Origin of the sequence: Shimia gijangensis, assembly GCF_900142085.1 — a bacterium.
In the GTDB taxonomy this organism is placed as follows: Bacteria; Pseudomonadota; Alphaproteobacteria; order Rhodobacterales; family Rhodobacteraceae; genus Shimia; species Shimia gijangensis.
In genome coordinates, this window is sequence record NZ_FQZQ01000003.1 from 215,633 (window position 1) to 241,199 (window position 25,567).

At 53.9% G+C, this 25,567-nt stretch carries 25 protein-coding genes; 11 read left to right on the forward strand and 14 right to left on the reverse strand.

Going from position 1 to position 25,567, the window contains the following annotated elements; genetic code table 11:
* Positions 1–117 precede the first annotated feature (117 nt).
* A complete protein-coding gene (gene lpdA, locus BUC32_RS04130) occupies positions 118–1,512 on the forward strand; it encodes a dihydrolipoyl dehydrogenase (protein ID WP_073249714.1) in 1,395 nt (464 codons plus the stop codon).
* 241 nt (positions 1,513–1,753) lie between these two features.
* Complete coding sequence (gene uvrA / locus BUC32_RS04135) at positions 1,754–4,612, forward strand: excinuclease ABC subunit UvrA (RefSeq protein WP_073249716.1); 2,859 nt, start codon at positions 1,754–1,756, stop codon at positions 4,610–4,612.
* Positions 4,613–4,683: 71 nt separating this feature from the next.
* Here uvrA and BUC32_RS04140 read toward each other — a convergent pair whose 3' ends face one another.
* The 6 genes from BUC32_RS04140 to BUC32_RS04165 all read right to left on the reverse strand — a co-directional run bounded on the left by BUC32_RS04140 (position 4,684) and on the right by BUC32_RS04165 (position 9,718).
* Positions 4,684–4,995 carry a hypothetical protein gene (locus tag BUC32_RS04140; protein ID WP_073249718.1) on the reverse strand — a complete coding sequence of 104 codons (312 nt, stop codon included), beginning with the start codon at positions 4,993–4,995 and terminating at the stop codon, positions 4,684–4,686.
* A 74-nt stretch (positions 4,996–5,069) separates the two neighbouring features.
* Complete coding sequence (locus BUC32_RS04145) at positions 5,070–5,267, reverse strand: YgaP family membrane protein (protein WP_073249720.1); 198 nt, start codon at positions 5,265–5,267, stop codon at positions 5,070–5,072.
* 123 nt (positions 5,268–5,390) lie between these two features.
* Positions 5,391–6,263, reverse strand: a complete 873-nt coding sequence (gene mmsB, locus BUC32_RS04150; protein ID WP_073249722.1) for a 3-hydroxyisobutyrate dehydrogenase — start codon at positions 6,261–6,263, stop codon at positions 5,391–5,393.
* Positions 6,264–6,266: 3 nt separating this feature from the next.
* Positions 6,267–7,307: an enoyl-CoA hydratase/isomerase family protein gene (locus BUC32_RS04155; RefSeq protein ID WP_073249725.1), complete on the reverse strand. Its 1,041-nt coding sequence runs from the start codon at positions 7,305–7,307 to the stop codon at positions 6,267–6,269.
* 19 nt (positions 7,308–7,326) lie between these two features.
* Positions 7,327–8,472: an acyl-CoA dehydrogenase family protein gene (locus BUC32_RS04160; protein ID WP_073249727.1), complete on the reverse strand. Its 1,146-nt coding sequence runs from the start codon at positions 8,470–8,472 to the stop codon at positions 7,327–7,329.
* Positions 8,473–8,584: 112 nt separating this feature from the next.
* The gene (locus tag BUC32_RS04165) at positions 8,585–9,718 is read right to left on the reverse strand and encodes a carboxylate-amine ligase (RefSeq protein WP_073249729.1); all 1,134 of its coding nucleotides are present in this window, start codon (positions 9,716–9,718) and stop codon (positions 8,585–8,587) included.
* 176 nt (positions 9,719–9,894) lie between these two features.
* On the opposite strand from BUC32_RS04165, the gene BUC32_RS04170 reads away from it, so the two are divergent.
* A complete protein-coding gene (locus BUC32_RS04170) occupies positions 9,895–10,341 on the forward strand; it encodes a DsrE family protein (RefSeq protein WP_073249874.1) in 447 nt (148 codons plus the stop codon).
* Between the two features lie 84 nt (positions 10,342–10,425).
* Here the strand turns inward: BUC32_RS04170 and BUC32_RS04175 are convergent, their stop codons facing one another.
* Together BUC32_RS04175 and BUC32_RS04180 are read right to left on the reverse strand one after the other, a co-directional pair.
* On the reverse strand, positions 10,426–10,842 hold the full coding sequence (locus BUC32_RS04175; protein ID WP_073249731.1) for a hypothetical protein: 417 nt from the start codon (positions 10,840–10,842) through the stop codon (positions 10,426–10,428).
* 81 nt (positions 10,843–10,923) lie between these two features.
* Positions 10,924–12,423: a CoA-acylating methylmalonate-semialdehyde dehydrogenase gene (locus BUC32_RS04180; RefSeq protein ID WP_073249733.1), complete on the reverse strand. Its 1,500-nt coding sequence runs from the start codon at positions 12,421–12,423 to the stop codon at positions 10,924–10,926.
* Between the two features lie 105 nt (positions 12,424–12,528).
* Between BUC32_RS04180 and BUC32_RS04185 the strand changes: the two genes are divergently transcribed.
* The 6 genes from BUC32_RS04185 to BUC32_RS04210 all read left to right on the forward strand — a co-directional run bounded on the left by BUC32_RS04185 (position 12,529) and on the right by BUC32_RS04210 (position 17,681).
* Positions 12,529–13,425, forward strand: a complete 897-nt coding sequence (locus BUC32_RS04185) for a LysR family transcriptional regulator (protein ID WP_073249735.1) — start codon at positions 12,529–12,531, stop codon at positions 13,423–13,425.
* Positions 13,426–13,484: 59 nt separating this feature from the next.
* Positions 13,485–13,919: a CBS domain-containing protein gene (locus BUC32_RS04190; RefSeq protein ID WP_073249737.1), complete on the forward strand. Its 435-nt coding sequence runs from the start codon at positions 13,485–13,487 to the stop codon at positions 13,917–13,919.
* Positions 13,920–14,065: 146 nt separating this feature from the next.
* Complete coding sequence (locus tag BUC32_RS04195; protein ID WP_083599241.1) at positions 14,066–15,106, forward strand: alpha/beta fold hydrolase; 1,041 nt, start codon at positions 14,066–14,068, stop codon at positions 15,104–15,106.
* A gap of 129 nt (positions 15,107–15,235) precedes the next feature.
* Entirely contained in the window at positions 15,236–15,727 is a 492-nt protein-coding gene (gene coaD, locus BUC32_RS04200; RefSeq protein WP_073249739.1) for a pantetheine-phosphate adenylyltransferase, read from the forward strand.
* 132 nt (positions 15,728–15,859) lie between these two features.
* Positions 15,860–16,822 (forward strand): DUF808 domain-containing protein, encoded by a 963-nt coding sequence (locus tag BUC32_RS04205; RefSeq protein WP_073249741.1) that lies wholly within the window; start codon positions 15,860–15,862, stop codon positions 16,820–16,822.
* 37 nt (positions 16,823–16,859) lie between these two features.
* The gene (locus BUC32_RS04210) at positions 16,860–17,681 is read left to right on the forward strand and encodes an FkbM family methyltransferase (protein WP_073249743.1); all 822 of its coding nucleotides are present in this window, start codon (positions 16,860–16,862) and stop codon (positions 17,679–17,681) included.
* Between the two features lie 77 nt (positions 17,682–17,758).
* Here the strand turns inward: BUC32_RS04210 and tkt are convergent, their stop codons facing one another.
* Positions 17,759–19,777: a transketolase gene (gene tkt / locus BUC32_RS04215; RefSeq protein ID WP_073249878.1), complete on the reverse strand. Its 2,019-nt coding sequence runs from the start codon at positions 19,775–19,777 to the stop codon at positions 17,759–17,761.
* Positions 19,778–20,019: 242 nt separating this feature from the next.
* Between tkt and BUC32_RS04220 the strand changes: the two genes are divergently transcribed.
* Both BUC32_RS04220 and BUC32_RS04225 read left to right on the forward strand, forming a co-directional pair.
* Positions 20,020–20,685 (forward strand): hypothetical protein, encoded by a 666-nt coding sequence (locus BUC32_RS04220; protein ID WP_073249745.1) that lies wholly within the window; start codon positions 20,020–20,022, stop codon positions 20,683–20,685.
* Positions 20,685–21,068, forward strand: coding sequence for a cell division protein ZapA (locus BUC32_RS04225; protein WP_073249747.1), 384 nt, complete (start codon positions 20,685–20,687; stop codon positions 21,066–21,068). The genes BUC32_RS04220 and BUC32_RS04225 overlap by 1 nt, the downstream gene beginning before the upstream one ends.
* 82 nt (positions 21,069–21,150) lie before the next feature.
* Here BUC32_RS04225 and grxD read toward each other — a convergent pair whose 3' ends face one another.
* From grxD to purL, 5 genes are all read right to left on the reverse strand, one after another.
* Positions 21,151–21,513: a Grx4 family monothiol glutaredoxin gene (gene grxD, locus BUC32_RS04230; RefSeq protein ID WP_073249749.1), complete on the reverse strand. Its 363-nt coding sequence runs from the start codon at positions 21,511–21,513 to the stop codon at positions 21,151–21,153.
* Between the two features lie 226 nt (positions 21,514–21,739).
* Positions 21,740–21,970: a BolA/IbaG family iron-sulfur metabolism protein gene (locus BUC32_RS04240; protein WP_073249753.1), complete on the reverse strand. Its 231-nt coding sequence runs from the start codon at positions 21,968–21,970 to the stop codon at positions 21,740–21,742.
* 64 nt (positions 21,971–22,034) lie between these two features.
* Entirely contained in the window at positions 22,035–22,529 is a 495-nt protein-coding gene (locus BUC32_RS04245) for a GNAT family N-acetyltransferase (RefSeq protein WP_073249754.1), read from the reverse strand.
* Positions 22,526–23,182 (reverse strand): ureidoglycolate lyase, encoded by a 657-nt coding sequence (locus tag BUC32_RS04250; protein WP_073249755.1) that lies wholly within the window; start codon positions 23,180–23,182, stop codon positions 22,526–22,528. Before BUC32_RS04250 ends, BUC32_RS04245 begins: the two co-directional genes overlap by 4 nt.
* Positions 23,183–23,327: 145 nt before the next feature.
* Complete coding sequence (gene purL, locus BUC32_RS04255; protein WP_073249756.1) at positions 23,328–25,493, reverse strand: phosphoribosylformylglycinamidine synthase subunit PurL; 2,166 nt, start codon at positions 25,491–25,493, stop codon at positions 23,328–23,330.
* Between the last annotated feature and the right edge of the window lie 74 nt (positions 25,494–25,567).

A 25,567-nucleotide genomic window follows, 5' to 3' on the forward strand; every position in this document is an offset into this window, starting at 1 on the left:
AAATGACTCAAGACGCTCGGAAATCAAAACACCAATTGAAATGATCGCTCAATGGGCTTCGTTGAAGTACCGGGGAATCTGCATTAGGTTCTTAGGAAGCACATAAGGGAGAGACGCATGGCATCGGGCAATTTCGACATGATCGTGATCGGGGCGGGCCCGGGGGGGTATGTTGCGGCCATTCGCGGAGCACAGCTAGGGCTGAATGTAGCGATTGTAGAACGCGAACATCTTGGTGGAATTTGCCTCAATTGGGGCTGCATTCCGACCAAGGCTTTGCTGCGGTCCTCGGAAGTGTTTCATTTGATGCATCGTGCCGCTGAGTTTGGTCTCAAGGCTGATAACATCGACTATGATCTCGATGCGGTAGTCAAACGTTCGCGCGGCGTGGCCAAGCAACTCTCAGTGGGCATTGGCCACTTGATGAAAAAGAACAAGATCAAAGTGTTCATGGGCGCCGCGACTCTGCCAGCTAAGGGCAAAGTGAGCGTTACAACCGACAAAGGTAAAGAAGAGCTGACCGCCAAACATATTGTTCTGGCCACTGGTGCCCGCGCCCGCGAGCTTCCGGGGCTTGAGGCGGATGGTGATCTGGTCTGGACCTACAAGCACGCCTTGCAGCCACCACGCATGCCAAAGAAATTGTTGGTCATAGGTTCGGGGGCTATCGGCATTGAGTTTGCGAGCTTTTATAATACGTTAGGTGCCGACACAACGGTGGTTGAGGTGATGGAACGGGTGTTGCCTGTAGAAGACGCTGAGATCAGCGCCTTCGCCAAAAAGGCCTTTGTGAAACAGGGTATGACCATCATGGAAAAAGCCATGGTCAAACAACTGGATCGCGGCAAAGGCAAGGTCACGGCCCATATAGAAAGTGGCGGTAAGATCCAGAAGCAAGAGTTTGACACTGTGATTTCCGCCGTAGGTATTGTCGGCAATGTCGAGGATCTGGGGCTTGAAGCCTTGGGCGTTAAACTGGACCGGACCCATGTGGTGACGGATGCCTATTGTCGTACCGGTGTGGACGGACTTTATGCGATTGGAGACATCGCTGGCGCGCCGTGGTTAGCCCACAAAGCATCCCACGAAGGCGTCATGGTGGCCGAACTGATCGCAGGGGGCAAACCCCACGCCGTAAAGCCCGAAAGCATCGCGGGTTGCACCTATTGTCATCCGCAGGTGGCCTCGGTGGGGTATTCCGAAGCCAAGGCCAAGGAATTGGGCTACGACATCAAAGTGGGCCGTTTCCCGTTCATCGGCAATGGCAAGGCGATTGCCTTGGGTGAGGCTGAGGGCATGGTGAAAACAGTGTTCGACGCCAAAACAGGCGAGTTGCTGGGCGCGCATATGGTCGGTGCCGAAGTAACCGAAATGATTCAGGGCTATGTGGTTGGGCGCCAGCTGGAAACCACGGAAGAAGACCTGATGCAAACCGTGTTCCCGCATCCCACTTTATCAGAGATGATGCACGAAAGCGTTCTCGATGCTTATGGGCGTGTGATCCACATGTAGATTTTCATTTTCCGATTTCCGGTAGAAATCGGACTCCGCCGGTAGGGAAATATGCATCCATTTAGGGGCGGTATGTCAGCCTTGGACGTCGGCTCTAAAGGTTTGGGCGGCTCATCAGTTTTAGCCCGTAAATGTCGTCTGCTGACAGAAACAGACAAAATGTTCGCTGTATGTTCTCACTTTTATGTTGGAACATCGGCACAATTAACCTATCTCTAGGACATTGGTTTCGGGGGCTTTGATGGCTGAGTTGAAAAACATTGAGGTGCGCGGTGCGCGCGAACATAATCTCAAGAACATCGACGTGGATATTCCACGCGATCAACTGGTGGTGATTACCGGCCTGAGCGGTTCAGGTAAGTCGTCTTTGGCGTTTGACACAGTCTATGCCGAAGGCCAGCGTCGCTATGTCGAAAGCCTGTCGGCCTATGCGCGTCAATTCCTTGATATGATGGAAAAACCGGACGTCGATCACATCAGCGGCCTGTCGCCAGCTATTTCGATTGAACAAAAAACCACAAGCAAAAACCCGCGTTCAACCGTCGGCACTGTGACCGAGATTTATGACTATATGCGGCTGTTGTTTGCCCGTGTTGGCACGCCGTTTAGTCCGGCCACCGGATTGCCGATTGAAGCACAACAGGTCCAGGACATGGTGGATCGCATCATGACCCTGCAAGACGGGGTGCGTGGCTATTTGCTGGCGCCGATCGTGCGGGACCGAAAAGGTGAATATCGTAAAGAATTCCTTGAGTTACGCAAACAGGGTTTTCAGCGGGTCAAAGTGGATGGTGTGTTTTACGAACTGGATGAGCCTCCTACGCTGGATAAGAAATTCCGCCACGATATCGACGTTGTGGTCGATCGTCTTGTGATCCGGGAAGGTTTGGAAACGCGGCTGGCTGACAGTTTGCGAACCGCGCTTGATCTGGCAGACGGGATTGCCATTCTGGAGACCGCCCCAAAAGACGAAGAGCCGGAACGCATCACGTTTTCTGAAAACTTTGCCTGCCCGGTCAGCGGGTTCACAATCCCCGAAATTGAGCCGCGTTTGTTTTCCTTCAACGCGCCGTTTGGGGCTTGTCCGGAATGTGATGGGCTGGGCATGGAATTGTTTTTTGACGAGCGCCTTGTGGTGCCGGATCAAACATTGAAAATCTACGACGGTGCGCTTGCGCCGTGGCGCAAAGGCAAATCGCCTTACTTCCTGCAAACCATTGAGGCCATCGCCAAGCATTATGAGTTTGACAAGAACACAGCATGGAAGAATCTGCCAGAAAAGGTTCAGCAAGTGTTCCTGCGCGGCTCTGGCGAGGAAGAAATCCCATTTCGCTATGATGAAGGCGGGCGTGTTTACCAGGTGACGCGGGTTTTTGAAGGGGTGATCCCCAATATGGAGCGCCGTTACCGCGAGACCGATTCCAACTGGATTCGGGAAGAATTTGAGCGTTACCAAAACAACCGGCCATGCGGCTCTTGTAACGGTTATCGGTTACGCGAAGAGGCGCTGGCGGTAAAGATTGCAAAGCTGCATGTGGGGCAGGTTGTGCAGATGTCGATCCGCGAGGCGTTGGCGTGGATTGAGGATGTTCCGAACCATTTGACAGCCCAAAAACAAGAGATTGCGAAGGCGATTGTGAAGGAAATTCGCGAACGCTTAGGATTCCTGAATAATGTGGGATTAGAGTACCTTACGCTTTCACGTTCAAGTGGAACGCTGTCGGGCGGGGAAAGCCAGCGCATCCGTTTGGCCAGCCAGATTGGCTCTGGGTTAACGGGAGTTCTTTATGTCCTCGATGAGCCGTCGATTGGCCTGCATCAGCGTGACAATGATCGGCTTTTGGGCACACTCAAGAACCTGCGAGACCAAGGCAATACTGTGATTGTTGTGGAGCACGATGAAGAGGCCATTCGCGAAGCGGATTACGTCTTTGATATTGGGCCAGGCGCAGGCGTGCATGGTGGGCAAGTGGTTTCCAAGGGGTTGCCCGCTGAGATTGCTGCTGATCCAGCCTCGATGACCGGGCAGTATCTGTCGGGAAAACGCGAGATCTCTATTCCTGTGGACCGCCGTAAGGGCAATGGTAAATCGATCTCGGTGGTCAAAGCGTCGGGAAACAACCTGAAAAACGTGACAGCCAAGTTTCCATTGGGAAAATTTGTCTGCGTGACGGGCGTATCGGGCGGGGGGAAATCCACGCTAACCATTGAAACCCTGTTCAAAACGGCATCGATGCGACTGAACGGTGCGCGCCAGACACCGGCGCCCTGCGAGACTATCAAAGGTCTCGAACATCTGGACAAGGTGATCGACATTGACCAACGCCCCATCGGGCGCACACCACGCTCTAACCCGGCCACCTATACCGGGGCCTTCACCCCGATCCGGGATTGGTTTGCCGGATTGCCCGAAGCCAAGGCACGTGGGTACAAGCCAGGGCGCTTTTCGTTCAACGTTAAAGGCGGGCGTTGCGAGGCCTGTTCCGGCGATGGATTGATCAAGATCGAGATGCATTTCCTACCGGATGTCTATGTCACTTGCGAGACCTGTCAGGGTGCTCGGTATAACCGGGAAACTCTGGAAATAAAGTTTAAAGGCAAAAGCATAGCAGACGTTCTTGATATGACTGTCGAGGATGCGCAGGACTTTTTCAAGGCGGTTCCAAGCATTCGTGACAAGATGGATGCACTGGCGCGGGTGGGGCTTGGGTATATCAAGGTAGGGCAACAAGCGACCACTCTGTCGGGTGGTGAAGCACAACGGGTAAAGTTGTCGAAAGAACTGGCCAAACGTTCAACCGGGCGCACGCTGTACATCCTGGACGAACCTACCACGGGCCTGCATTTCGAAGACGTGCGCAAGCTGTTGGAAGTGCTGCATGAGCTGGTTGACCAAGGCAACACCGTGATTGTGATTGAGCACAATCTGGACGTTGTGAAAACCGCCGACTGGATCATTGATATTGGCCCCGAAGGGGGGGATGGCGGTGGTGAGATTGTAGCTGTTGGCACGCCCGAAGATGTTGCCCAGAATGCACGCAGTCACACCGGGCATTATCTGGCGGATATGCTTTCTGGAAAACGGGTTGCTGCCGAGTAGTCTAGTTGATTGAAGACAGTGTTTGGTGTCGTGGCCGTCCCAAAAGGAACGCCACGACCCATTTTGAATTGTCAGTCGAACAATACAGAGGCAAGACCCAGTACGGACACGATGACAAGCAAATCTTCATCCATCGCGACCACATGATCTCCCACAACCCGATAGCTGTGACCTCTTGGAAGAGCTGGCAAGCGACGCTTTTGGACTCGAGTTAACCTCTTGGTGTGTAACACTTTCTTATTTGCATAAGGGTGTGATTTTTCTACTTTCGAATGATGGGCGTTAGCCTGACGCGCCGTCTTCTTTTTGCCACCGACATCGGCCAGCCCGGCGGTTGCAGTTATAGTGGCCAGGACAATTGCTGCTACGATAGTTGATCTCATTACTCTGTTCCTCATTACGTATTGCAGTTACACGCAAGAACAGAGAGCTTCTGTCGCCAAGAGCCTGACTTTTGTCAGGCCTTGGCTGTGCTTAGTCCGAGAAGGCTGTACAGCCAGCAGGTTGAGAAAATACCAGTCAGTGCGATCGGTACACCGATGAGGAACAGCGGGTTATAGTTAACAAAAAACCCGAGAGTGAGAGTCGCGCCAGCACCGATCCGCAAAATGCGATCAAAGCTGCCAACGTTTTTTGCAAAAATCTTGGAGGCCATTTAGGGAACCCTTTTACTGTGTGTACCTTCATCAGATAGGTGTTGGTTGCGGTCTTTCGAGGGGGCACACAGAAAAATGAGGCCCGCCACTAGCGGACCTCGCAAAATTCTTCCAAGCTTGTGCTAATTGCGGCTACGCTTTTCAAATCTGGGCAGCATGGCGGAAAAATCCATGCCTGCGCCGTCTTCGTTTTCAACGAACTGTGCGTAAAGATCGCGTGCCATTTGGCCCATCGGTGTGTCAGCGTCTGCGGCTTCTGCAGCCTGCTGCGACAGACGCAGGTCCTTCAGCATCAGATCGGCTGCAAACCCGGGTTTATAGTCATTGTCTGACGGAGATTGCGGGCCAACACCGGGGGCAGGGCAGTAGGCATTCATGGTCCAGCTATAGCCTGATGACGTGCTGACCACGTCGAACATCTTTTCCCGGCTCAGCCCCAGTTTGTCGGCCAGTGAAAAGGCCTCGCAAGTGGCGATCATCGTCACGCCAAGAATCATGTTGTTGCAAATCTTGGCAGCCTGACCGGCACCCGCTTCGCCGCAGTGCACGGCCTTTTGTCCCATGATGTCAAACAACGGATCCGCCTTGGCAAAGGCCTCTGCGCTACCACCGGCCATAAAGGTGAGCGTGCCACCAGCTGCACCGCCAACGCCGCCGGAAACCGGCGCATCAACAAAAAGCAACCCGGCAGCCCCTGCCTGATCAGCCACCGCACGCGCACTTTCGACATCGACGGTTGAACAATCGACCAGTGCCGCGCCTTTGGACATGGCCGGGATCACGTCATTTGCCACTGCTCGCAGGATTGCGCCGTTTGGCAACATGGTGATCACCACATCAGCACCGGTTGCAGCCTCAATTCCGGTTGCGGCCAGTGTCACGCCGTCAATGGCGACATCTGCCATGTCAAACCCGGTCACGTCGTGACCTGCCTTGGCAAGGTTTGTCGCCATTGGGCCGCCCATATTACCTAGTCCGATAAAGCCGATCTTCATGGGTTAGTCTCCCTTTTCAAATGTCAGTGTCGCGTCGCCAAGGGGCATGAGCATCTGGCTGACTGCCACGGCGGGTAGGGCGTTTAGGTCATGTTTCCATTGCGGATTGCGGTCTTTGTCAATGATCTGAGCACGAATTCCTTCAAGGAAATCGCCGTGCTCCATCGCGCGATACGTAAAACGGTATTCCTGCTCGAGTGCGGCCCGAATGCTCTCGGTGGCTCGCACCCGGTGAATGATCTCCAAGGCGCAGCCCATCGCCAATGGCGAATTACGCGATAGTTTTTTCAACGCGTCGCGGGCAAAGTCGCTATCGGATGCTTTTAGCGCATTGACGATATCGGTGAGGCTTTCGCCACCAAAGTTGGCGTCAATCTCAGTCTGTTGTGTCTCCAATGTCCCATTTGGTGCGGTTTGCGCGGCAGTGTCGATCAGTGTCCAGTCGCCCGTGGCTTCCAATTGAGTGATCAGATCGGGCCAGTTTCCTTCGGGCAGAAAGTAATCGGCAAATCCGGCAAGGATTGCATCTGCGGCGCCAAGCCGGGCAGCTGTCAGGCCCAGATACTCACCCAGACGTCCAGGTGCGGTGGCCAAAATATGAGACCCGCCCACATCTGGAACCAATCCAATGCCGCACTCTGGCATGGCGATTTGACTGCTGTTGCCGACAACCCGGTGGCTGCAATGACAGCCCACACCGACCCCGCCGCCCATGGTGAAACCTTGCATGAAGCTCGCGACAGGTTTGCCAAATTCGAACATTTTAGCGTTCATTCGGTACTCATCGGCCCAGAAAGTTTGTCCAAATGCGAAATTATTTGCTGTTCCGGTTTCATAGAGTTCGGCGATGTCTCCGCCTGCACAGAACGCCTTTTCACCTTCGGCGTCGACGACGATCATTGCGACATCGTCGTCGTTTTCCCAAGCGTCCAGCGCGTCTTCAATCGCTGTGCACATTTTATAAGACATCGCATTCAGCGCTTTGGGGCGTGTGAATGTGATGCGGCCGGTTTTTCCGACCTTGCGGATGTTGATATCGCTCATCTGGTCAAGTCTGCCTTGCTTAGCTTGCGTCTGCGATCATCTGACGTGACACGATAAGACGCATGATCTCGTTGGTGCCTTCCAAAATCTGGTGCACCCGAAGATCGCGTACGATTTTCTCGATGCCATAGTCCGCAAGGTATCCGTAACCGCCGTGCAGTTGCAGACAGCCATTGGCCACCTCAAAGGCTGCATCGGTGACCATCAGTTTGGCCATCGCACAGAATTTGCTGGCGTCATGCGTGCTGTTGTCCAATTTCCACGCTGCCTGACGCAGGAAGGTACGCGCGGCTTGAAGCTTGGTCTCATATTCCGCGAGCCGGAACTGTAAGGCTTGGAATTGATTGATAGATTTTCCGAAAGCCTTGCGTTCGGACATGTACTGCATAGTCAAATCCAGCGCGTTTTGCGCCCCACCCAAAGCCGAAGCCGAGATGTTCAAACGCCCACCATCCAGACCTGCCATAGCATAAGAGAACCCTTTGCCCTCTTCGCCCAACAGGTTTTCCAGGGGCACCAGACAATCGTCAAATTGCACCTGTGAAGTTGGTTGTGATTTCCAGCCCATCTTGGACTCATTGGCACCGAAACTCAGACCCTCGGTGCCGGTCTCGACAATCACAGTGGAAATGCCTTTGGGTCCATCATCCCCGGTCCGGCACATGGTGACGTAGACATCGGAGTAATTGCCGCCAGAGATGAACGCCTTGGTGCCGTTCATGTTGTAGCCAGTGTTGGATTTATCAGCGCGTGTGCGCAGGGCCGCCGCGTCCGACCCTGAGCCGGGCTCGGTCAGGCAATAGGAAAACACTTTTTCCATAGAGCACAGGTCGGGTAACCACTTTTGTTTGGTGTCTTCACTGCCAAATTTGTCGATCATGCCGCCACACATATTGTGGATCGACAAAAACGCGCCAACCGAAGGGCAGGACATGGCCAGGGCTTCGAAAACCAATGTGCCATCCAGTCGCGACAGGCCAGAGCCACCATATTCTTCAGAGACATAAAGCCCACCGAACCCCAGCTCGGCCAACTGCGGCCAAAGCTGTTTTGGAATAAGCCCTTCGGCCTCCCAAGCTTGGGCGTTTGGCGCGATATTGTCTTCGCCAAAACTTTTGGCCATGTCAAAAATCAGGGTTTGTTCTTCGGTCAGAGCAAAGTCCATTTAAGGTCTCCCGGCACGTACAATTGAACGTTTGTTAAATTATACAACTCTTACACCAATGTGTCAGTGCGAAAAAAACGCCAACCCAATCTGCAATATTCAGGGCAGTAATTTACAAATCGACATGAAATTCTTCCGTCAGATGCCGAACCACAGCGCGCAGGGCTTCGGATTGGCTGTATTCGGCTTGAAGTGCGTCGTTGTAGACCGCCCTCTGGCGGTCCGAACTGTTCCCGGATTTCAGAATATTCATGACGTTTTCGATCTCCTGGGCAGAAGACAAAGCTTCTGCATCTTCCTGTAGCAGGCCTAAAAGTTCTTCCATCAGATCGGCAAAGGGCACGATCTCGCGGCGCCCCCAATCAATCAATCCGGCAGACATGCCATAGCGTTGCGCGCGCCATCGATTTTCCTCGATCAGGAACCGATCATACAGGCGCCAACGTTGGTTTTTGGTCGAAAGGCGCCACAACATCCGTGTCAGCGCCTGGATCAAAGCCGCCAGGGTCAACGTGTCCTCTAATCGCGGGGTGACATCACAAATACGGGTTTCCAATGTCGGAAACCTTGATGAGGGGCGCAGATCCCACCAGACCTTGGATGCGTCTTCGATCACACCGACATCCGTCATTGCCTGAACCGAACGTTCATAGGTTGACCAACTGTCCATGTTGGGCGGCAGACCCGTGCGGGGGAGGTTGTCAAACACCGTCAGGCGATAACAGCTTAACCCTGTGTCCTCGCCCTGCCAAAATGGCGAAGAGCAGCTCAGGGCAAGAAGGTGTGGCAGAAAGTACCGAAGTTGCCCCATAAGATCGATGCGGCGATCTGCATTGTCGATGCCCACATGCACATGCATGCCGCAAATCAACATGCGCCGTACCACCCCGGCCAAATCATCACGCAGGGCGTTGTAGCGATCTTTGTCGGTATGATGCTGATCCCGCCAGTCCGAGAACGGATGGCAAGAGGCCGCAATGGGGGCGAGATTATACTGCCCGGCGACGCGGGCCACGGTCGAGCGCAAACGCTTGAGGTCTTCACGGGCTTCGCCAACGGTGCGACAAACGCCAGTGCCGATCTCGATCTGACAGCTCAGAAATTCCGGGCTGACCTGACCTTCCAGCTCTGCCTTGCACGCATCCATGAGCCCATCCGGGGCAGGGGCCAAGTCCAGGCTGTCCTTGTCGACAAGAAGATATTCCTCTTCAACGCCAATGGTAAAACTAGGTTCCTTCAGGGACATGGCCGTCCTCCCAAACGGTTGCAGGGCAAGTTCAACAGGAAAGTTCAAAGATTTCAAGGGACGGGTTTTTTCGAACCTGCGTCAACATAACCTTCCTGTATGGTAGGGTTTGTCATATTACGTATGCGGAATGTGAAATATGATGCCTGCGGAACCGCGCTGATATGGAGAAAAAAATGCGATTGATTCTAAGAAGGGGTCTTTTGGCTCTGGTCCTTATTTTGAGTCCTATGATTGCCTTGGCAGAAGAGGCAAAGCCGCGCTTGTTTGTAAATCTCACGACCGATGACACCTGGGCTGCGACAAAGGCCATCATGTTCGCCCATCAAAAAGCTCAGAAGAATGGCTATGATGCCGCAATCTGGTTGAATGTGCGCGCCGTATATCTGGCGGACAAAAAACGGCCAAGCCATGTACACGGATTGATGGTCGAAAAAGGCGCTTCTGTTCAGGATATGCTTGTGGCTTTCATCAATGATGGAGGCACAGTCATCATGTGTGGTGCCTGCTCGAAAGCCGCCGGTCTGACCAAAGCTGACTACATTGATGGGGTTACTATGGGCAATTTTGAACTGATCGAAAGCTGGCTGTTTGATCCCAACACTCAGACTCTGGGGTGGTGAGATCGCGGTCGCCTAAAATAACTAAAACTCCGGTTACGTGCCGGAGTTTTAATCCCTTTGACGCATTTGAACCGCAGTCACGTGCTATGCCGACGTCAGCAATTCAGAAAGGCTGGCTTCCTTGAGACCAAGGATTGCCAAGGATTCGGCTTCGTCATCCAGAACGATCGGCACCACACTGTCAAAGGGCTCCCAGGATTTCAGGATCATTTGGGCAATGCCGAGACCTTCTGGATTTGGGGCGTAGTAGACGATCAGCGTCTCGGCGTTGTTTCCCGCGAAAACGTCCGCTTTTTGCGCCTGCAATTGCATCAGTTTGGTGAAATTCTTTTCCATGCTGGTGATGCCGGACAAATCGACCAATTGCTTCTGGCCCGGTCGGCAATCGGGATGCTGTGCATATTCTGCGAAAGCCTGGGCAGTGTCATCAAACCGGGCTTCGCCTTCGTATTTTACAAAGACCAGACCACGGGATTTTAAAATTCGAAACGATACGGGCATTGATACTGATACTGCCAGACTTAAAGAACAGTGGGCGACCCGAAGGCCGCCCACATAGACAATCAGAATGTGACCAAAGGGTCAATCCATGGCTTTAAAGTTAAACTCGCCGCCCTCTTTGATGCCTGACGGCCAACGCGAGGTCACGGTCTTGGTGCGCGAGTAGAACTTGAACGAATCTGGGCCATGCTGGTTCAGATCGCCGAACATGGATTTCTTCCAACCACCAAAGGTGTGATAGGCCAATGGAACTGGAACAGGCACGTTAATACCAACCATGCCGATGTTGATCCGGTGGGCGAAATCACGAGCTGTGTCACCGTCGCGTGTATAGATCGCGGTGCCGTTTCCATATTCGTGGTCCATCGCCAGCTTCAGCGCTTCTTCGTATGAGGCAGCGCGGATAGTGGAGACAACCGGACCAAAGATTTCCTGACGATAGATGTCCATGTCTGGAGTGACGTTGTCAAAAAGGTGTGGGCCTACAAAGAAACCGTCCTCATAGCCCTGAAGCGAGAAGTCACGGTTGTCGACAACCAGCTTGGCGCCTTGGTCAACACCGGACTGGATCAGACCCAGAATGCGTTCTTTGGCCGCTGCGGTCACTACTGGTCCCATGTCGACGTCGTTGCCTGCAGTCCAAGGACCGATTTTCAGGTTCTCAACGCGTGGAATCAACGCTTCGATCAAACGATCAGCGGTTTCTTCGCCCACTGGTACTGCCACCGAAATCGCCATGCAGCGTTCGCCAGCCGCACCAAAACCGGCGCCCACGATAGCGTCAGCCGCTTGCTCGATATCCGCATCCGGCATGATAATCATGTGGTTTTTGGCGCCGCCAAAGCACTGCGCGCGTTTGCCGTTCGCAGTGGCGCGCGAGTAAATATATTGCGCGACTGGAGTCGAACCCACAAAGGACACACCTTGAATGGTTTCGCTGTCCAGCAGTGTGTCAACGGCTTCTTTGTCGCCGTTCACAACCTGGAAACACCCGGCGGGCAGCCCGGCTTCGACAAACAGTTCTGCCAGCATCAAAGGCACAGATGGGTCACGCTCGGATGGTTTCAGAACCACGGCGTTGCCACAGGCCAAAGCCGGACCAACATGCCACAACGGCATCATCGCAGGAAAGTTGAATGGCATGATTGAGGCCACAACACCCAAAGGCTGGCGCATGGAGTACATGTCAATGCCGGGGCCGGCGCTGTCGGTGAATTCCCCTTTCAGCATTTGCGGGGCCGCGATGCAGTACTCAATAACTTCAAGTCCGCGTTGCAGATCACCTTTGGCGTCGGGGAATGTTTTGCCGTGCTCCTTGCTCAGCGCTTCGGCCAGCTTGTCCATGTCACGGTTCATCAGACCAACCATGGCCATCATCACACGGGCGCGGCGCTGAGGGTTCATCGCACCCCATGCAGGCTGTGCAGCAGCGGCATCAGCGATGGCTTTTTCAGTTTCAGCAACACTTGCCATTGGGCATTGCGACTGAACTTCGCCTGTGGCGGGATTGAAAACGTCATCAAAACGGCCGGATGTGCCTTTGACATATTCGCCGTTCAGGAAGTGAGTAAGTTCTTGCATAATTGAGTCCTCCAGATTCTGCGCAAACAATAGGCTTGCAAAAATGATTGGAAAAGAGGCAAGATTTCAAAACCGTTTTGCATTTTTTCAGGAGGAGGGTGCGCATTGGAACCTCATTGGGACGACCTGAGGGTCTTTCTGGCTGTTGCGCGTGAAGAAAGCCTGTCTGCAGCTGGACGGCGCCTTGGGGTGGACCCAGCCACGGTAGGTCGTCGGATCGGGCGTCTTGAAGAGGCACTTGAGTCGCCGCTGTTTGTGAAGTCACCTACCGGATATGCGTTAACTGATGCCGGACAACGGCTTATGGGACATGCAGAGCGGATTGAACAAACCATGCAACTGGCGTCCGAAGAACTGAGCGGCGAGGCAGGGGGGCTTTCCGGCCAAATTCGCATCGGGGCTCCGGACGGATCCGCGAATTTCTTGCTACCGCAGGTGTGCAACAAAATTGCGCAGGAAAACCCTGATTTGGAAATCCAGATTGTGGCCTTGCCAAGGGTGTTCAGCATGTCAAAGAGAGAAGCGGACATGGTGGTCGCCGTCAGCCCGCCCACAGCCGGTCGCCTGATGGTGCAGAAGATTACCGACTATAAACTGCACCTGGCAGCTGCGCGATGGTACCTTAAAACGGCCCCACCACTTAAGACCTTGGACGACCTGAAAAACCACCAGATTGTCGGCTATATTCCGGACATGATTTTTGACAAGGAACTCGATTATCTGAGTGAAGTTGGAATTGAAAAGCCGACGATATCCTCAAACTCTGTGGCCGTTCAGATCAATTGTGTACGCATTGGCGGCGGCGTTGGTATCGTGCATGACTTTTCATTGCCGTTTTTTCGAGGAGTGCACAAAGTTCTGGAAGACGAGATCAGCCTGACACGCGGATTTTATCTGGTGCGGCATGAAGACGACAAGCGATTGGAGCGGTTAAATCGATTTTCTCAGGCATTATGCGATGGAATCCGCGAAGAGGTGTCGCGGTTGGAAGCGCGAACTTGACAATAGCGTTTCTTGCGGCGACGCTTGGATTTAAGCAATAATCTTAAGGAGCTTCGCAAATGCTGGTCAGTCAGATTCTCAAGTCCAAAGGCGATCAGGGCGTCGTAACAGTCAAGCCGGGCACCTCAGTGTCTGATGCAGCCAAAATTCTCGCTGAAAAGCGTATCGGAACCGTGGTTATTTCGGCCACCGGTAAAAGCCTGGAAGGGATTTTGTCCGAACGCGATATTGTGCGTGAATTGGGAAACCGCGGCGCGGGTTGCATGAGCGATAAGGTCGACGACTATATGACCACGGAATTGGTGACTTGTAATTTGGGCGATGATGCGGTCGTCATTCTTGAAAAAATGACCGAAGGTCGGTTTCGTCACATGCCTGTTGTTGACGGAGGTGACATGATCGGGCTGATCACGCTTGGGGATGCTGTGAAAGCGCGCCTTAGCGAGCTGGCAATGGAAAAAGATGCCCTTGAAGGCATGATTATGGGGCACTGAGCGTCACCCTGGATCAAGCCAAAAATGATGCTTTTAACGCGGTCCGCTTCGGGCCGCGTTTATGTTTTGAACGTCAGGTAACGAGTGACAGACGTGGGTTTGCTCTCGCATGCTATCTTCACAGTTTGTGTATTAGAGGAATTGTTATGAAAAAAACTCTGTTGATGAGCGGTCTCTTCGCGGTTTTTGGACAAGCAGCGTTTGCAGATCTCGACATTCAGGAAGCCTTTGACTCAATGGGGCCTGAAGTGCGCACGGTGGTGCTAGAGTCAGGAAAAACCGTGGGATATTTTGACGAAGGGCCAAAAGATGGTCAGCCAGTCCTGTTTATTGGAGGCTCTGGAACATCGGCCTACGCCTATGCGCTAACGGGTTTCCTGCGCAGTATGAGTAACGATCTGGGATTGCGCTTTATTGGCGTTGAGCGTGATGGATATGGTCAAACTGGCCTGACCGAGGGCTATACCTACGACATGTACGCCGACGAAGTGAACGAGATTCTGAGCCATGTAGACGTCTCGGAATTTTCGGTTGTAGCCATATCTGGAGGAGGTCCATATGCCTCGGCGGTTGCGGCAGCTCATAGTGACCGATTGAAATCGCTGCACTTTTTGGCGGCCTTTTCACAATATGACCCTGAAAACCCGAATACCAGCGGCATTTGTGGGCTAGGTGAAGAACGGATTGCAGGCGCCGCCGCATATTATGCGGCCAATCCTGCGGCTTGGTGGGATCTGGGGGAAAACCCGCCCACGGCCCGGATACATGGCTTTCAGACAGTTGCGCAGAATGACGGCGCGCGTACCTTTACGATGGGTGGTCAGGCGGCAAGCGGTGCGGCTCTCCTGGCTGAGTTTAACCGGTATTGCACGATGCCTGCTGTCAATGGCGATGAGGTGAAGGCTCCTGTTTACATCTACGAAGGGACTGCCGATGAAACCGTTAAATCGGTACATGGTGATTTCTGGGCGGGTCACTATTCCAACATTGCCGCACGTCGAACCTATGAAAACGTGGGGCATACGGTTCAATACCGTCACTGGGATCAGGTTTTGCTGGACGTGGCCGGGATGGCTGACAAATCAGTGGTTTGTCTTGATGGGCAATCTACACTGTTACCAGCCGAGGAGGCCGCTGTGCAAATCTCACAAGGTGCAAGCGCCGGCATCTGCGCTTGGGCTGACTAACCAAAAGGGGGCAGGGCGTCTGAAACTGAACTCCCTGTCCGTAAGACTACTCATGAGACACAGAAGCTCTTGCATTTCTTGACGCAATATTGTTGCGTGCGCACAAGGAACTGACAACGGAGAAGTGCCATGCGCGTTGGATTGTACCCAGGAACCTTTGACCCGATTACGATGGGTCACATCGACATCATTCGTCGGGCATCGTTATTGGTCGACAAACTGGTGATTGGTGTTGCGATCAATCGCGACAAGGGACCGCTGTTTAGCCTGGAAGAACGCGTTGAGATGATCGAGGCCGAATGTGCCAAATTGTCTGCGGAAACCGGTACAGAAATCGTTGCTCATCCGTTTGAGAACCTTCTGATCGATTGTGCCAAGGACGTAGGGGCACAAGTCATCGTGCGTGGTTTGCGGGCGGTTGCGGATTTTGAATATGAATTTCAGATGGTTGGCATGAACCGTGCGCTGGACAGTTCTGTCGAGACTGTGTTCCTGATGGCCGAAGCCAGGCATCAGGCCATCGCATCCAAACTTGTAAAAGAGATTTCCCGCCTCGGCGGAGACGTGTCAAAGTTTGTCACCCCGATGGTCAATGACGCGCTGAAGGAAAGATTTGGCTAGGGGTCGCACCAAAGCCGAAATGGCCGCGCCTTTACCTTTAGCCCTGTCAGAGTCCTCTAGCGGGGATAGTTGTCTCCATTTGGAAGTGTGCGAAGTGCATTCTTTGATGTGTTTGGGCTGAAAGGGCGGAAAATGAGCGGATTACTGGCACTGTTGGATGATGTCGCGGGGATTGCCAAAGTGGCCGCGGCCTCTGTTGACGATGTTGCCGCACAGGCAGCAAAAGCGGGCGCGAAGGCCGCCGGTGCGGTGATAGACGATGCCGCTGTCACTCCAAAATATGTGCAGGGGTTTCGCGCTGAGCGGGAATTGCCGATCATTTGGAGGATCGCAAAAGGGTCGTTCAAAAACAAACTACTGTATTTGTTGCCGGTGGGATTGCTGCTGGCTAATTTTGCGCCCTGGCTGATTGCGCCATTGTTGATGCTGGGCGGCGGGTACCTGTGTTTTGAGGGAGCGGAAAAAATCTGGCATGTGTTGGTGCCGCATCCAGAAGGTCATCATGATCCCGATGAAGAAATAGACGATCCCGCGCATTTGGAAGAAAAAAAAGCAGCTGGCGCGATCAAGACAGATTTTATTCTGTCAGCGGAGATTATGACAATCGCGCTGGCGGCAATCCCGGATACCAATATCTGGATGGAAGCAGCGACCCTTGCGCTGGTCGGGATTGGCATCACTGTCGCCGTCTATGGCAGCGTGGCGCTGATCGTAAAGGCGGACGATCTGGGGTTGTATCTTTATGCCAATGGCCGCCTTGCAATGACACGGGCCTTAGGCCGCCGCCTGGTGCGGGTCATGCCGGGATTTATGAAGCTCCTGACCATTGTTGGGACCGGAGCAATGCTGTGGGTTGGCGGGTCTATCATCGTGCATGGACTGGAAGAACTTGGGTTCGGTTGGATCGGGCATCATGTGCATGATTTAGCACATTCTGTGTCGCACAATGTCCCTGAGGGAATAAGTGGTTTTGTGTCCTGGGGCACAAAGGCTGCTTTGGATGGGGTCTTTGGTTTGGCCTTGGGCTTGTGTATCATTCCCTGTGTTACTTTAATTACCCGGATATTTTCGGGGGGCAGCAAAGCTGCGGACTGAGCCGGGTTTCGCGCTCAAAACAATGAGATTGGACACTATGAAGGATTGGATCAGAGGAAAGCTGCGGGCGCGCAGAGCCAACCGTTTGCTGCAAAAAGAAGCTGTTCAAACTGACCTTGGTTTCTTGTTTGCGGGCCCTGAAGCTATGACCAGCGGTGTTTTTGAGCCCAAGGAAACGGCCATCCTGACTGCACTTTTGTCGGATGCGGACAAGTTTGTGAATGTGGGTGCAAACTTTGGCTATTACGTCTGTTTGGCGCAAAGTCTTGGGGTGCCTTCAGTCGCGGTTGAGCCTGTTCCTGTCAATCTCGAGATATTGCATGGCAACATCGCCCGCAACGGGTACGGGGACAACGTGACTGTCTTTCCCAATGCTTGCGGAGAGGCCGAAGGCGAAGCCGAGATTTTTGGGGTCGGAACTGGCGCCTCTTTGGTCAAAGGCTGGGCGCGCAACCCGGAAAGCCTTGCGCATAAGGTACCGATCCGACGCTTGGACGACATGGTGCCCGCAGCCTCGGTCACGTCCCGCACAGTCTTTCTGGTTGATGTGGAAGGTTTCGAGCTGGAGGTGATCAAAGGGGCGGATGGTATCTTGTCGCGCGAAGACAAGCCCATTTGGCTGATGGAAACTGGCCTGACGGATCATCGCAGTGAAGGTGGTCTGAACCCGCAATTCGAGGAAGTGTTCACGCGTGTTTCGCAATACGGGTATGAATTTTATTGCGTAGAACAGCCGGATAAGCCGGTGACGCGGGACATTATCCAAGAAAGCCTAGAGCGTGGCGTCGACCTTATCGGGGGCATCAACTTTTTGCTGGTGCCGGTTGGGCACCCAGTTGGCCATCTTTTCCCCGCGTGAGATCAGGGGCATTTTTCGACTTCAAAAAAGGGGCGCAAAGAAGCGCCCCTTTTCTATTGGATTTCGATCCAAGTGGTTCAGAGCAGAGCCTTGGCTTTGTCCGCGACATTCTGAGCCGTGATGCCGAATTTCTCAAACAATTCGCCAGCAGGCGCCGAAGCCCCAAAGCGGTCCATCCCGACAAAATCGGATTTGCCCGGTTTGGCGCGTTCTCCCAACAACCACTGATCCCAGCCCTGACGCACCCCGGCTTCGATACCGATACGTACAGCGGACCCTGCCGGAAGAACTTTGCGACGATAGGCTTCGTCTTGCTGAGCGAACAGTTCCATACACGGCATGGATACCACACGTGTGCCGATGCCCATCTCTTCCAGCTTGGCTTTGGCGTCCATCGCAGTGGCCACTTCAGACCCCGTGGCAATCAGGATCACCTGACGTTTGCCTTCCGCTTCGGCCAGCACATAGGCGCCCTGGGCGGACAGGTTTTTTAACTTATGTTCGGTACGTACCGTTGGCAGGTTCTGGCGGGTCAGCGCCATCACTGAAGGCGTTTCTTTGGAAGAGATCGCGATTTCCCAGGCTTCTGCCGTTTCCACAGTGTCGGCGGGGCGGAAAACATAAGTGTTTGGTGTTGCGCGGCAAATCGCCAAATGCTCGACCGGCTGGTGTGTCGGTCCATCTTCACCGACGCCGATGGAATCGTGTGTCATGACGAACACGGTGGGGATTTTCATCAATGCGGCCAGACGCATGGATGGGCGGGCGTAATCCGTGAAGCAAAAGAACGTGCCCGAGTAGGGGCGCATGCCGCCATGCAACGCCATGCCGTTCATTGCGGCGGCCATGCCGTGTTCGCGGATACCCCAATAAACATAACGGCCCTTGCGGTTGTCCGTGTCAAACACGCCCAGATCAGCCGTTTTGGTGTTGTTTGAGCCTGTAAGGTCAGCAGAGCCACCGACTGTTTCCGGCATGATTGGGTTGATGACGGCCAACGCCAATTCCGAGGATTTGCGTGTCGCGACCGAAGGTTTGTCTTCGGAGATTTGCTTTTTCAGGGCTTTAATGACCGCAGACAGTTTGTTGGGCACATCCAGCGTATAAGCACGGTTAAAGCGGTTTTGCTTTTGCGTGGAAACTTCAGCAAAACGGCCTTCCCATGCAACGCGATCTGCCGCACCTCGTGACCCGATGGCTTCCCACTGTGCTTTGACGTCAGCGGGCACTTCGAAAGGCCCAGTGGTCCAGCCATAAGCCTCTTTTGCGGCTTTCATCTGGTCGGCATCGGTCAATGCGCCGTGACCTTTGGACGTGTCTTGCGCCGCGTGGCCCAGTGCAATGTGGGTTTTGCAGGCAATCATCGATGGTTTTTTGGTTTTCTTGGCGGCTGTCAGAGCGGCATCAATCGCCTCGGGGTCGTGACCGTCGATTTCCTGTACGTGCCAGCCAGAGGCCTTAAAGCGCTGGATCTGGTTGGTGCGATCTGAAAGCTCAACAGTGCCATCAATGGTGATGTTGTTGTTGTCCCACATCAGGATCAGTTTTCCCAATTGGTGGCGTCCGGCAAGGCCAATGGCCTCGTGGCTGATGCCCTCCATGAGACACCCATCGCCTGCCATCACATAGGTATAGTGATCGACGATCTTTTTACCGTATTGCGCGCGTTGCATTTCTTCGGCCATGGCAAAGCCAACCGCGTTTGCAATACCCTGACCCAAAGGTCCGGTCGTGGTTTCTACAGCGTCCAAAAGGAAGTTTTCCGGATGGCCGGCAGTCAACGCACCCATTTGGCGGAAGTTTTTGACCTGATCCAGCGTCACTTGGGCGTCGCCACACAGATGCAACAGCGAATAGATCAGCATTGATCCATGACCCGCTGACAGGATGAACCGATCACGGTCTGGCCATTGCGGGTTGGCCGCATCAAATTTCAGGTGCTTTTCAAACAGCACAGTGGCAACGTCAGCCATGCCCATCGGCATGCCTGAGTGGCCGGAATTGGCGGCAGCTACCGCATCCAGCGTTAGGGCGCGGATGGCAGCAGCTTTCATCCAGTGTTCGGGGTTCTTTTTGCGAAGAGCAGCGATATCCACGGGCATTTCCTTTGACTGGTCGCTTAAAGTTTGACGTTGAATATCAGGCTGGGGGTGAAGATCAAGCGCGGCGTCCAAGTGGTTGATGTCAAAAGGCGAGCAATTTGCATTTTCATTGGCTAATATCGGCCTAAGTGGAAAAAAATGCCGATTCGTGCGTTGTCGGGACAGCACCGCACAGATAAAATCTGCGGTAGGGCACAAGCTCTGCAAAAAAGACCCGCACGGAAGGGAAGAGGCGAATGAGTGATATCAGCGATCTGGAAAGCAGGATCAGCGCTGCGATGGACCGGATTGGTCGCGGGTTAGAAGCGCTCGACAAGCCTGCTATCGACGATGGCGGTGCACAATCTGAGGCTTTGCAAAATGAGCTGGATGGTGAAAAAATCGCCAATGCCCAGCTCGAAGAACGCAACAAAGCGCTGCATGCTAAAGTAGAAGACATGGAAACCGCGCTGGCGGCTTCCAGTGATGCGGTCGAAAAAGCAGTCGAAGCGCGCGAGTCCGCGGAAAAAGACCTCGCGTCTGCACGCGTTGAGGCCGAGTCTGCCCGGGCAGAAGCGGATGCCGCCAAAGAGAGTGCGCAAGAGGCAAAAAACAATGAGCCTGCCGTGAATTTGGATATAAACCGCGATCCTATTTTAAAGCTTTCGAAGCGACTCAATCGGATGCGACGCACCAGCCGTCAGGTGCGTGGCGCAAGTGTGGTGCTGCGTGAGGCCGCCGAAAAAGGTCTTTCTGATCCGTCTTTGATCAATCAGGCGATGGTGACAGAACTTGAAAACCTCAAGGCATTGCGGGCCTCTGAACAGGCCGAAATGGATCTCATTATCGGAGCACTTCGGCCTATGCTGGAGCACAACGATGGTGAGCCCGCTGATGCGGCAAGTCAAAAAGGAGACGGTTGATGGCCGAAGTGGAAATCCTAATCGGTGGTCGCGCCTTTGAAGTGGCATGTCAGGAAGGCGAACAACATTACCTCCAAGCTGCCGCAAAGATGCTGGATGACGAAGCTCAGGTTCTGGCAAACCAAATCGGCCGCATTCCTGAAAACCGGATGCTGTTGATGGCGGGCCTTATGCTGGCCGACAAAACGGCTGGTGTCGAAGATCGTTTGCGCGAACTTGAAGGCAAGTTGGCTGAAACCGAAGCCCAGTTGACAGCATTGAAAAACGCCGATCCCGAACAGGTCAAGATCGCGGTTATTCCGACCGAAGTTACGGATACATTGGCTGAACTTGCCGCTCGGGCAGAAGCTCTGGCCGCCACGGTCGAGGAAAAAGCGGGCTGATTGTACCCTGCCAAAACACTGTGTTTTAATGGAAAAGGCCGCTCGATGATGAGCGGCCTTTTCCATTTGTTGTCTGTTAGTTTTAGCCGTTGGCTTCGCGGATTTTGTCGGCTGCATCTTTGTCAAAGCCCACACCGTTGGTTTCAAACATAGTGTCCAATTCACCCGAAAGCGTCATTTCGGTGATGATGTCACAGCCACCAACAAATTCACCTTTGATGTAAAGCTGCGGGATGGTCGGCCAATCCGAATAGTCCTTGATGCCCTGGCGAATGTCTTCGTCAGCCAGAACGTTTACGTCGGCGAAATCCACGCCCATGTAATTCAGAACGCCAGCCACGCGGCTGGAGAACCCACACTGCGGCATTTCTTTTGTACCTTTCATGAAAAGCACAACGTCATTGGCTTTGACGGTCTCGGTGATCCGGGTATTTGCATCGCTCATTGGCGCGTTTCCTTTTGGCTCTGCGCCGACTTGAGGCGCTGTCTGTCTGCAAGCATATCCTGAAGAATGCTGGTGGTGGTTGCGTCCTGGCCGAGTGCACGTCTGGCCACGTTTTGCGGCTGAACACTGGAAAGGGGCTTGTATCTTTGTCCTCTGAGATAGGCCTCTGCTATGGCGGCGGCAACCACCAAAAGCACAATAACGCCTATAATCAGAAGGGCTGTGTTCATTCAGGTGCCTTGGTTGTCAAAGCAAGAGCATGCAGCGCCCCACTGTCGATGGCGGATTTCACGGTGGCGTTCACGGCGCGTTGTTGTTGAACGCGGCTCACACCACGAAAACTTTCGTCAATAACCTCGGCAGAGAAATGCGCGCCGTCGTCGCCCAAAACTGTGATTTTGGCATCCGGGAACCCCGCGCGGATCAGGGTTTCGATTTCAGAAGCAAGAATGGCCATGGGCGGAATCCTAAATGATGTGTTTGAGTGAATTTAGTCATGTCAGCCGCGAGCTTCAAGCAGGTCATGGCCTGCCTCTTGGCCCGTCGCTGCGATCATAATTGAATACAAGAAGATCCACGGAGACACCATCTCGGCGATGCCAAATCTTTGTGGCGTTATGATCCTGACAGAAACCAGCTTTGTTATATGAGCGGATGGCGCGGGCGTTTTCGGGTGCAACATCCAACCAAACCCGATCTTTTCCAAGAGTCATCAGACCAAAGTGCACTAAATCCTTTAAAAACAATTGGCCAAGTCCCGTGTCAGTTTGATCCAACGCCAGACGTCGCAGCTCGGTTTGCTGATCGGGGTGTGTCAATTCGTTGAACAATGCAAATCCGGCGGGGGACCCGTCATAGATCCAGATCAAAAGTGCGGCATCAACGTCTTCTATATAAGCCTGCAAAACATCGTCTGGTGAATCCTCAATAAAGGTGAGGTTTTCTTTTCGCCCGGCGTTTCTGTGAATAAAGGGAAAATCAGAGGCTTGCGCAGGTCGTAGGGTTGAAACGGTCATGGGTGCTCTCTTAGGGGGACGGACAGATACACACCGAATTCCTGGCCAATGTCTGCACTGACCCGCGCATGCACGGCGCCCTGCCGATCCAGAAATCTCTGCTGGTCACGAACCGGAAAAATCCCTTCGTGCCAGATATTTGCGTGGATATGTAAACCTTGGGTCCCGTCACACCAAAAGGCCACGACCTTGTCCGGGCTGAGATCATCTCCGGGCAGCGCCAGGGGCACAACAAAAGGTTTTTTCTCAAGTGGAAAGAACAATTGTCCCCCGTCAGGGTGATAATTCATATGCCAAAGCAGGATTTGATCGCGGGGTGTGGTTTGACGCTCTGTGCTGGCGGTTTGTGGGTCCGCCGCCCAACCGAGCACATATTTGCCTTTGACGGCGTCATTTTCGCCAAACAACACGTCCCCCCGCCAGTCGCATGTGAATGTCCCCTCTACAAAACCACCCTCATCCCCGGTGCCTTCGTCTATCTGTCGCCACCCTTGAGCTGGCCAACGCGTTATATCAATCTGAAACCCTTCGGGGTCATCGACAAGACAGCCATAGCCTTGCAATGCGTGATCCGTGGCCACCACCAATGGCACTTCATACAGCGGCAACGAGGGCTTGCTGGCTGCATCAAACATGTAAACTGGGGCGGACATCAGTAGGCACCTCACCGTAAAAGGGACTCGTTGGTTTGACCCTACGAGCGGTCGAAAGGCAGGAAAAGAAAAAAGGCAAACGCTGGACGCTTGCCTTTGTCTTTTCACACTATGCGGGGTAAGCGGCCGTTGCCCTTAACCCGTTTTATCCGATCGCTTCGGCAAAACTGCTACGGAACAGAACGGCCATTTCCGCCAGCGGCGCACCTGAATTGCCAAACCACACGTGATCACCGGTGAATTTGCCCACAGAGGTGACACTTACACCGGACGGACCGGCTGCAATCATCAGGGCTTCGGCCTGATCAAAGTTACAGGCCACCAGATAACGGCCCTGATCTTCGCCAAACAACGTCGCAGTGTCATCACTGTCCAACTGCACTCCGACACCTGCGGCTTCGGCCATTTCAAAAGCGGCCAGTGCCAGACCACCGTCTGCAATATCCGTGCACGCTTTGATAAAATCGCGGTTGGCGCGAATGAACTCGCCGTTGGCTTTCTCGACAGCCAGATCGACATGGGGCGCGTCCCCGTCTTCCCGGTTGAACACTTCAGCCAGCAATGCAGACTGCCCCAAATGCCCGGCGCTTTCGCCAACCATCAACAAAACATGACCGTCACGGGCGTCGCCGACGATGGGTTCTTCTCCGGCTGCGATAAGACCCACGGCACCAATAGTTGGCGTCGGCAAAATCGCGCTGCCGTCGGTTTCATTGTACAAAGACACGTTGCCCGACACGATTGGCATGTCCAGCGCTGCAACTGCTTCGCCAATACCTTTGATCGCGCCCACGAACTGACCCATGATCTCGGGCTTTTCCGGGTTGCCAAAGTTAAGGTTGTCGGTCGTCGCCAAGGGCAGGGCGCCCACAGCACACAAATTGCGGTAGGCTTCGGCTACAGCCTGTTTGCCGCCCTCGGTTGGGTTGGCTTTGACATAACGCGGTGTCACGTCTGAAGTGAACGCCAGTTTCTTGTCCGTGCCGTGCACACGCACAATGCCAGCCCCTTGGCCGGGCAGGCGGGCGCTGTCGGCCATGACCATCGTGTCATATTGCTCATACACCCATTGCTTACCGGCATAGTTTGGCGACGAAATCAGGCCCTTGAGACCGTCAATAGGATCGATCTGCGGCACGCTGTCGGCGTCAAGTTCTTCGGCGGCTGGAGTGGGCACCCAAGGGCGGTCATATTCAGGCGCTGTTGAAGACAGTTTGGACAGTGTCAGATCAGCTTTGACCTCACCATTGTGCAACACAAGGAACCGGTCTTCGGCAATGGTTTCGCCAACGATTGCAAAATCGAGGTCCCATTTTTCGAACACGGCGCGGGCCTCAGATTCGAGCTCCGGCTTGAGAACCATCAGCATGCGTTCCTGGCTCTCAGACAGCATCATCTCATAGGCTGTCATGTTGTCTTCGCGCTGTGGCACATCCTCGAGGTTCAGCTTCACGCCCAACTTGCCCTTGTCACCCATTTCGACCGCAGAACAGGTCAGACCCGCGGCCCCCATATCCTGGATTGAGATCACGGCGCCGGTTTGCATCAGTTCCAGTGTGGCTTCCATCAGACGTTTTTCGGTGAAAGGATCACCAACCTGAACGGTGGGGCGTTTCTCTTCGATGGTGTCGTCAAATTCGGCGGATGCCATTGTGGCACCGCCAACGCCGTCGCGACCGGTTTTCGCGCCAAGGTACACAACCGGCATGCCAATGCCAGACGCGGCCGAGTAGAAAATACTGTCAGTCTTGGCCAGGCCAGCAGCAAAGGCGTTTACCAGACAGTTGCCGTTATAGGCCGGGTGGAAGCGGACTTCGCCACCAACTGTGGGCACGCCAAAGCAGTTGCCATATCCGCCAACGCCTTCGACGACGCCGTTGACCAACTGGCGGGTCTTATGGTGGCTGGTTTCGCCAAACGACAATGAGTTCATCGCAGCGATGGGACGGGCACCCATCGTAAAGACGTCGCGCAGAATGCCGCCAACCCCTGTGGCAGCCCCCTGATAGGGTTCGATGTATGAGGGGTGGTTGTGGCTTTCCATTTTGAAAACCACGGCGTCTCCGTCGCCAATGTCGACAATACCGGCGTTTTCACCGGGACCACAGATCACCTGAGGGCCGTCGGTGGGCAGGGTGCGCAACCAGAGTTTCGACGACTTATACGAACAGTGTTCGTTCCACATCGCCGAGAAAATCCCCAACTCGGTAAAGCTCGGCTCGCGCCCGATAATCTCGAGAATACGCTCGTATTCATCCGGCTTAAGGCCGTGAGCTGCGATGAGATCGGGTGTGATGGCCGGTTCCTGCATGGTCGTGAGATTCCCATTAAAGACGCGTTTAACAGGGCTTTTAGGTCAGTCAGGCCATAAGGGAAAGGGCTAAC

Bases quoted from the DNA above. Each gene is read 5' to 3' on its own strand.
- lpdA (WP_073249714.1), top strand. From the start codon at position 118: ATGGCATCGGGCAATTTCGACATGATCGTGATCGGGGCGGGCCCGGGG.
- uvrA (WP_073249716.1), top strand. From the start codon at position 1,754: ATGGCTGAGTTGAAAAACATTGAGGTGCGCGGTGCGCGCGAACATAAT.
- BUC32_RS04140 (WP_073249718.1), bottom strand. From the start codon at position 4,995: ATGAGATCAACTATCGTAGCAGCAATTGTCCTGGCCACTATAACTGCA.
- BUC32_RS04145 (WP_073249720.1), bottom strand. From the start codon at position 5,267: ATGGCCTCCAAGATTTTTGCAAAAAACGTTGGCAGCTTTGATCGCATT.
- mmsB (WP_073249722.1), bottom strand. From the start codon at position 6,263: ATGAAGATCGGCTTTATCGGACTAGGTAATATGGGCGGCCCAATGGCG.
- BUC32_RS04155 (WP_073249725.1), bottom strand. From the start codon at position 7,307: ATGAGCGATATCAACATCCGCAAGGTCGGAAAAACCGGCCGCATCACA.
- BUC32_RS04160 (WP_073249727.1), bottom strand. From the start codon at position 8,472: ATGGACTTTGCTCTGACCGAAGAACAAACCCTGATTTTTGACATGGCC.
- BUC32_RS04165 (WP_073249729.1), bottom strand. From the start codon at position 9,718: ATGTCCCTGAAGGAACCTAGTTTTACCATTGGCGTTGAAGAGGAATAT.
- BUC32_RS04170 (WP_073249874.1), top strand. From the start codon at position 9,895: ATGCGATTGATTCTAAGAAGGGGTCTTTTGGCTCTGGTCCTTATTTTG.
- BUC32_RS04175 (WP_073249731.1), bottom strand. From the start codon at position 10,842: ATGCCCGTATCGTTTCGAATTTTAAAATCCCGTGGTCTGGTCTTTGTA.
- BUC32_RS04180 (WP_073249733.1), bottom strand. From the start codon at position 12,423: ATGCAAGAACTTACTCACTTCCTGAACGGCGAATATGTCAAAGGCACA.
- BUC32_RS04190 (WP_073249737.1), top strand. From the start codon at position 13,485: ATGCTGGTCAGTCAGATTCTCAAGTCCAAAGGCGATCAGGGCGTCGTA.
- BUC32_RS04195 (WP_083599241.1), top strand. From the start codon at position 14,066: ATGAAAAAAACTCTGTTGATGAGCGGTCTCTTCGCGGTTTTTGGACAA.
- coaD (WP_073249739.1), top strand. From the start codon at position 15,236: ATGCGCGTTGGATTGTACCCAGGAACCTTTGACCCGATTACGATGGGT.
- BUC32_RS04205 (WP_073249741.1), top strand. From the start codon at position 15,860: ATGAGCGGATTACTGGCACTGTTGGATGATGTCGCGGGGATTGCCAAA.
- BUC32_RS04210 (WP_073249743.1), top strand. From the start codon at position 16,860: ATGAAGGATTGGATCAGAGGAAAGCTGCGGGCGCGCAGAGCCAACCGT.
- BUC32_RS04220 (WP_073249745.1), top strand. From the start codon at position 20,020: ATGAGTGATATCAGCGATCTGGAAAGCAGGATCAGCGCTGCGATGGAC.
- BUC32_RS04225 (WP_073249747.1), top strand. From the start codon at position 20,685: ATGGCCGAAGTGGAAATCCTAATCGGTGGTCGCGCCTTTGAAGTGGCA.
- grxD (WP_073249749.1), bottom strand. From the start codon at position 21,513: ATGAGCGATGCAAATACCCGGATCACCGAGACCGTCAAAGCCAATGAC.
- BUC32_RS04240 (WP_073249753.1), bottom strand. From the start codon at position 21,970: ATGGCCATTCTTGCTTCTGAAATCGAAACCCTGATCCGCGCGGGGTTC.
- BUC32_RS04245 (WP_073249754.1), bottom strand. From the start codon at position 22,529: ATGACCGTTTCAACCCTACGACCTGCGCAAGCCTCTGATTTTCCCTTT.
- BUC32_RS04250 (WP_073249755.1), bottom strand. From the start codon at position 23,182: ATGTCCGCCCCAGTTTACATGTTTGATGCAGCCAGCAAGCCCTCGTTG.
- purL (WP_073249756.1), bottom strand. From the start codon at position 25,493: ATGCAGGAACCGGCCATCACACCCGATCTCATCGCAGCTCACGGCCTT.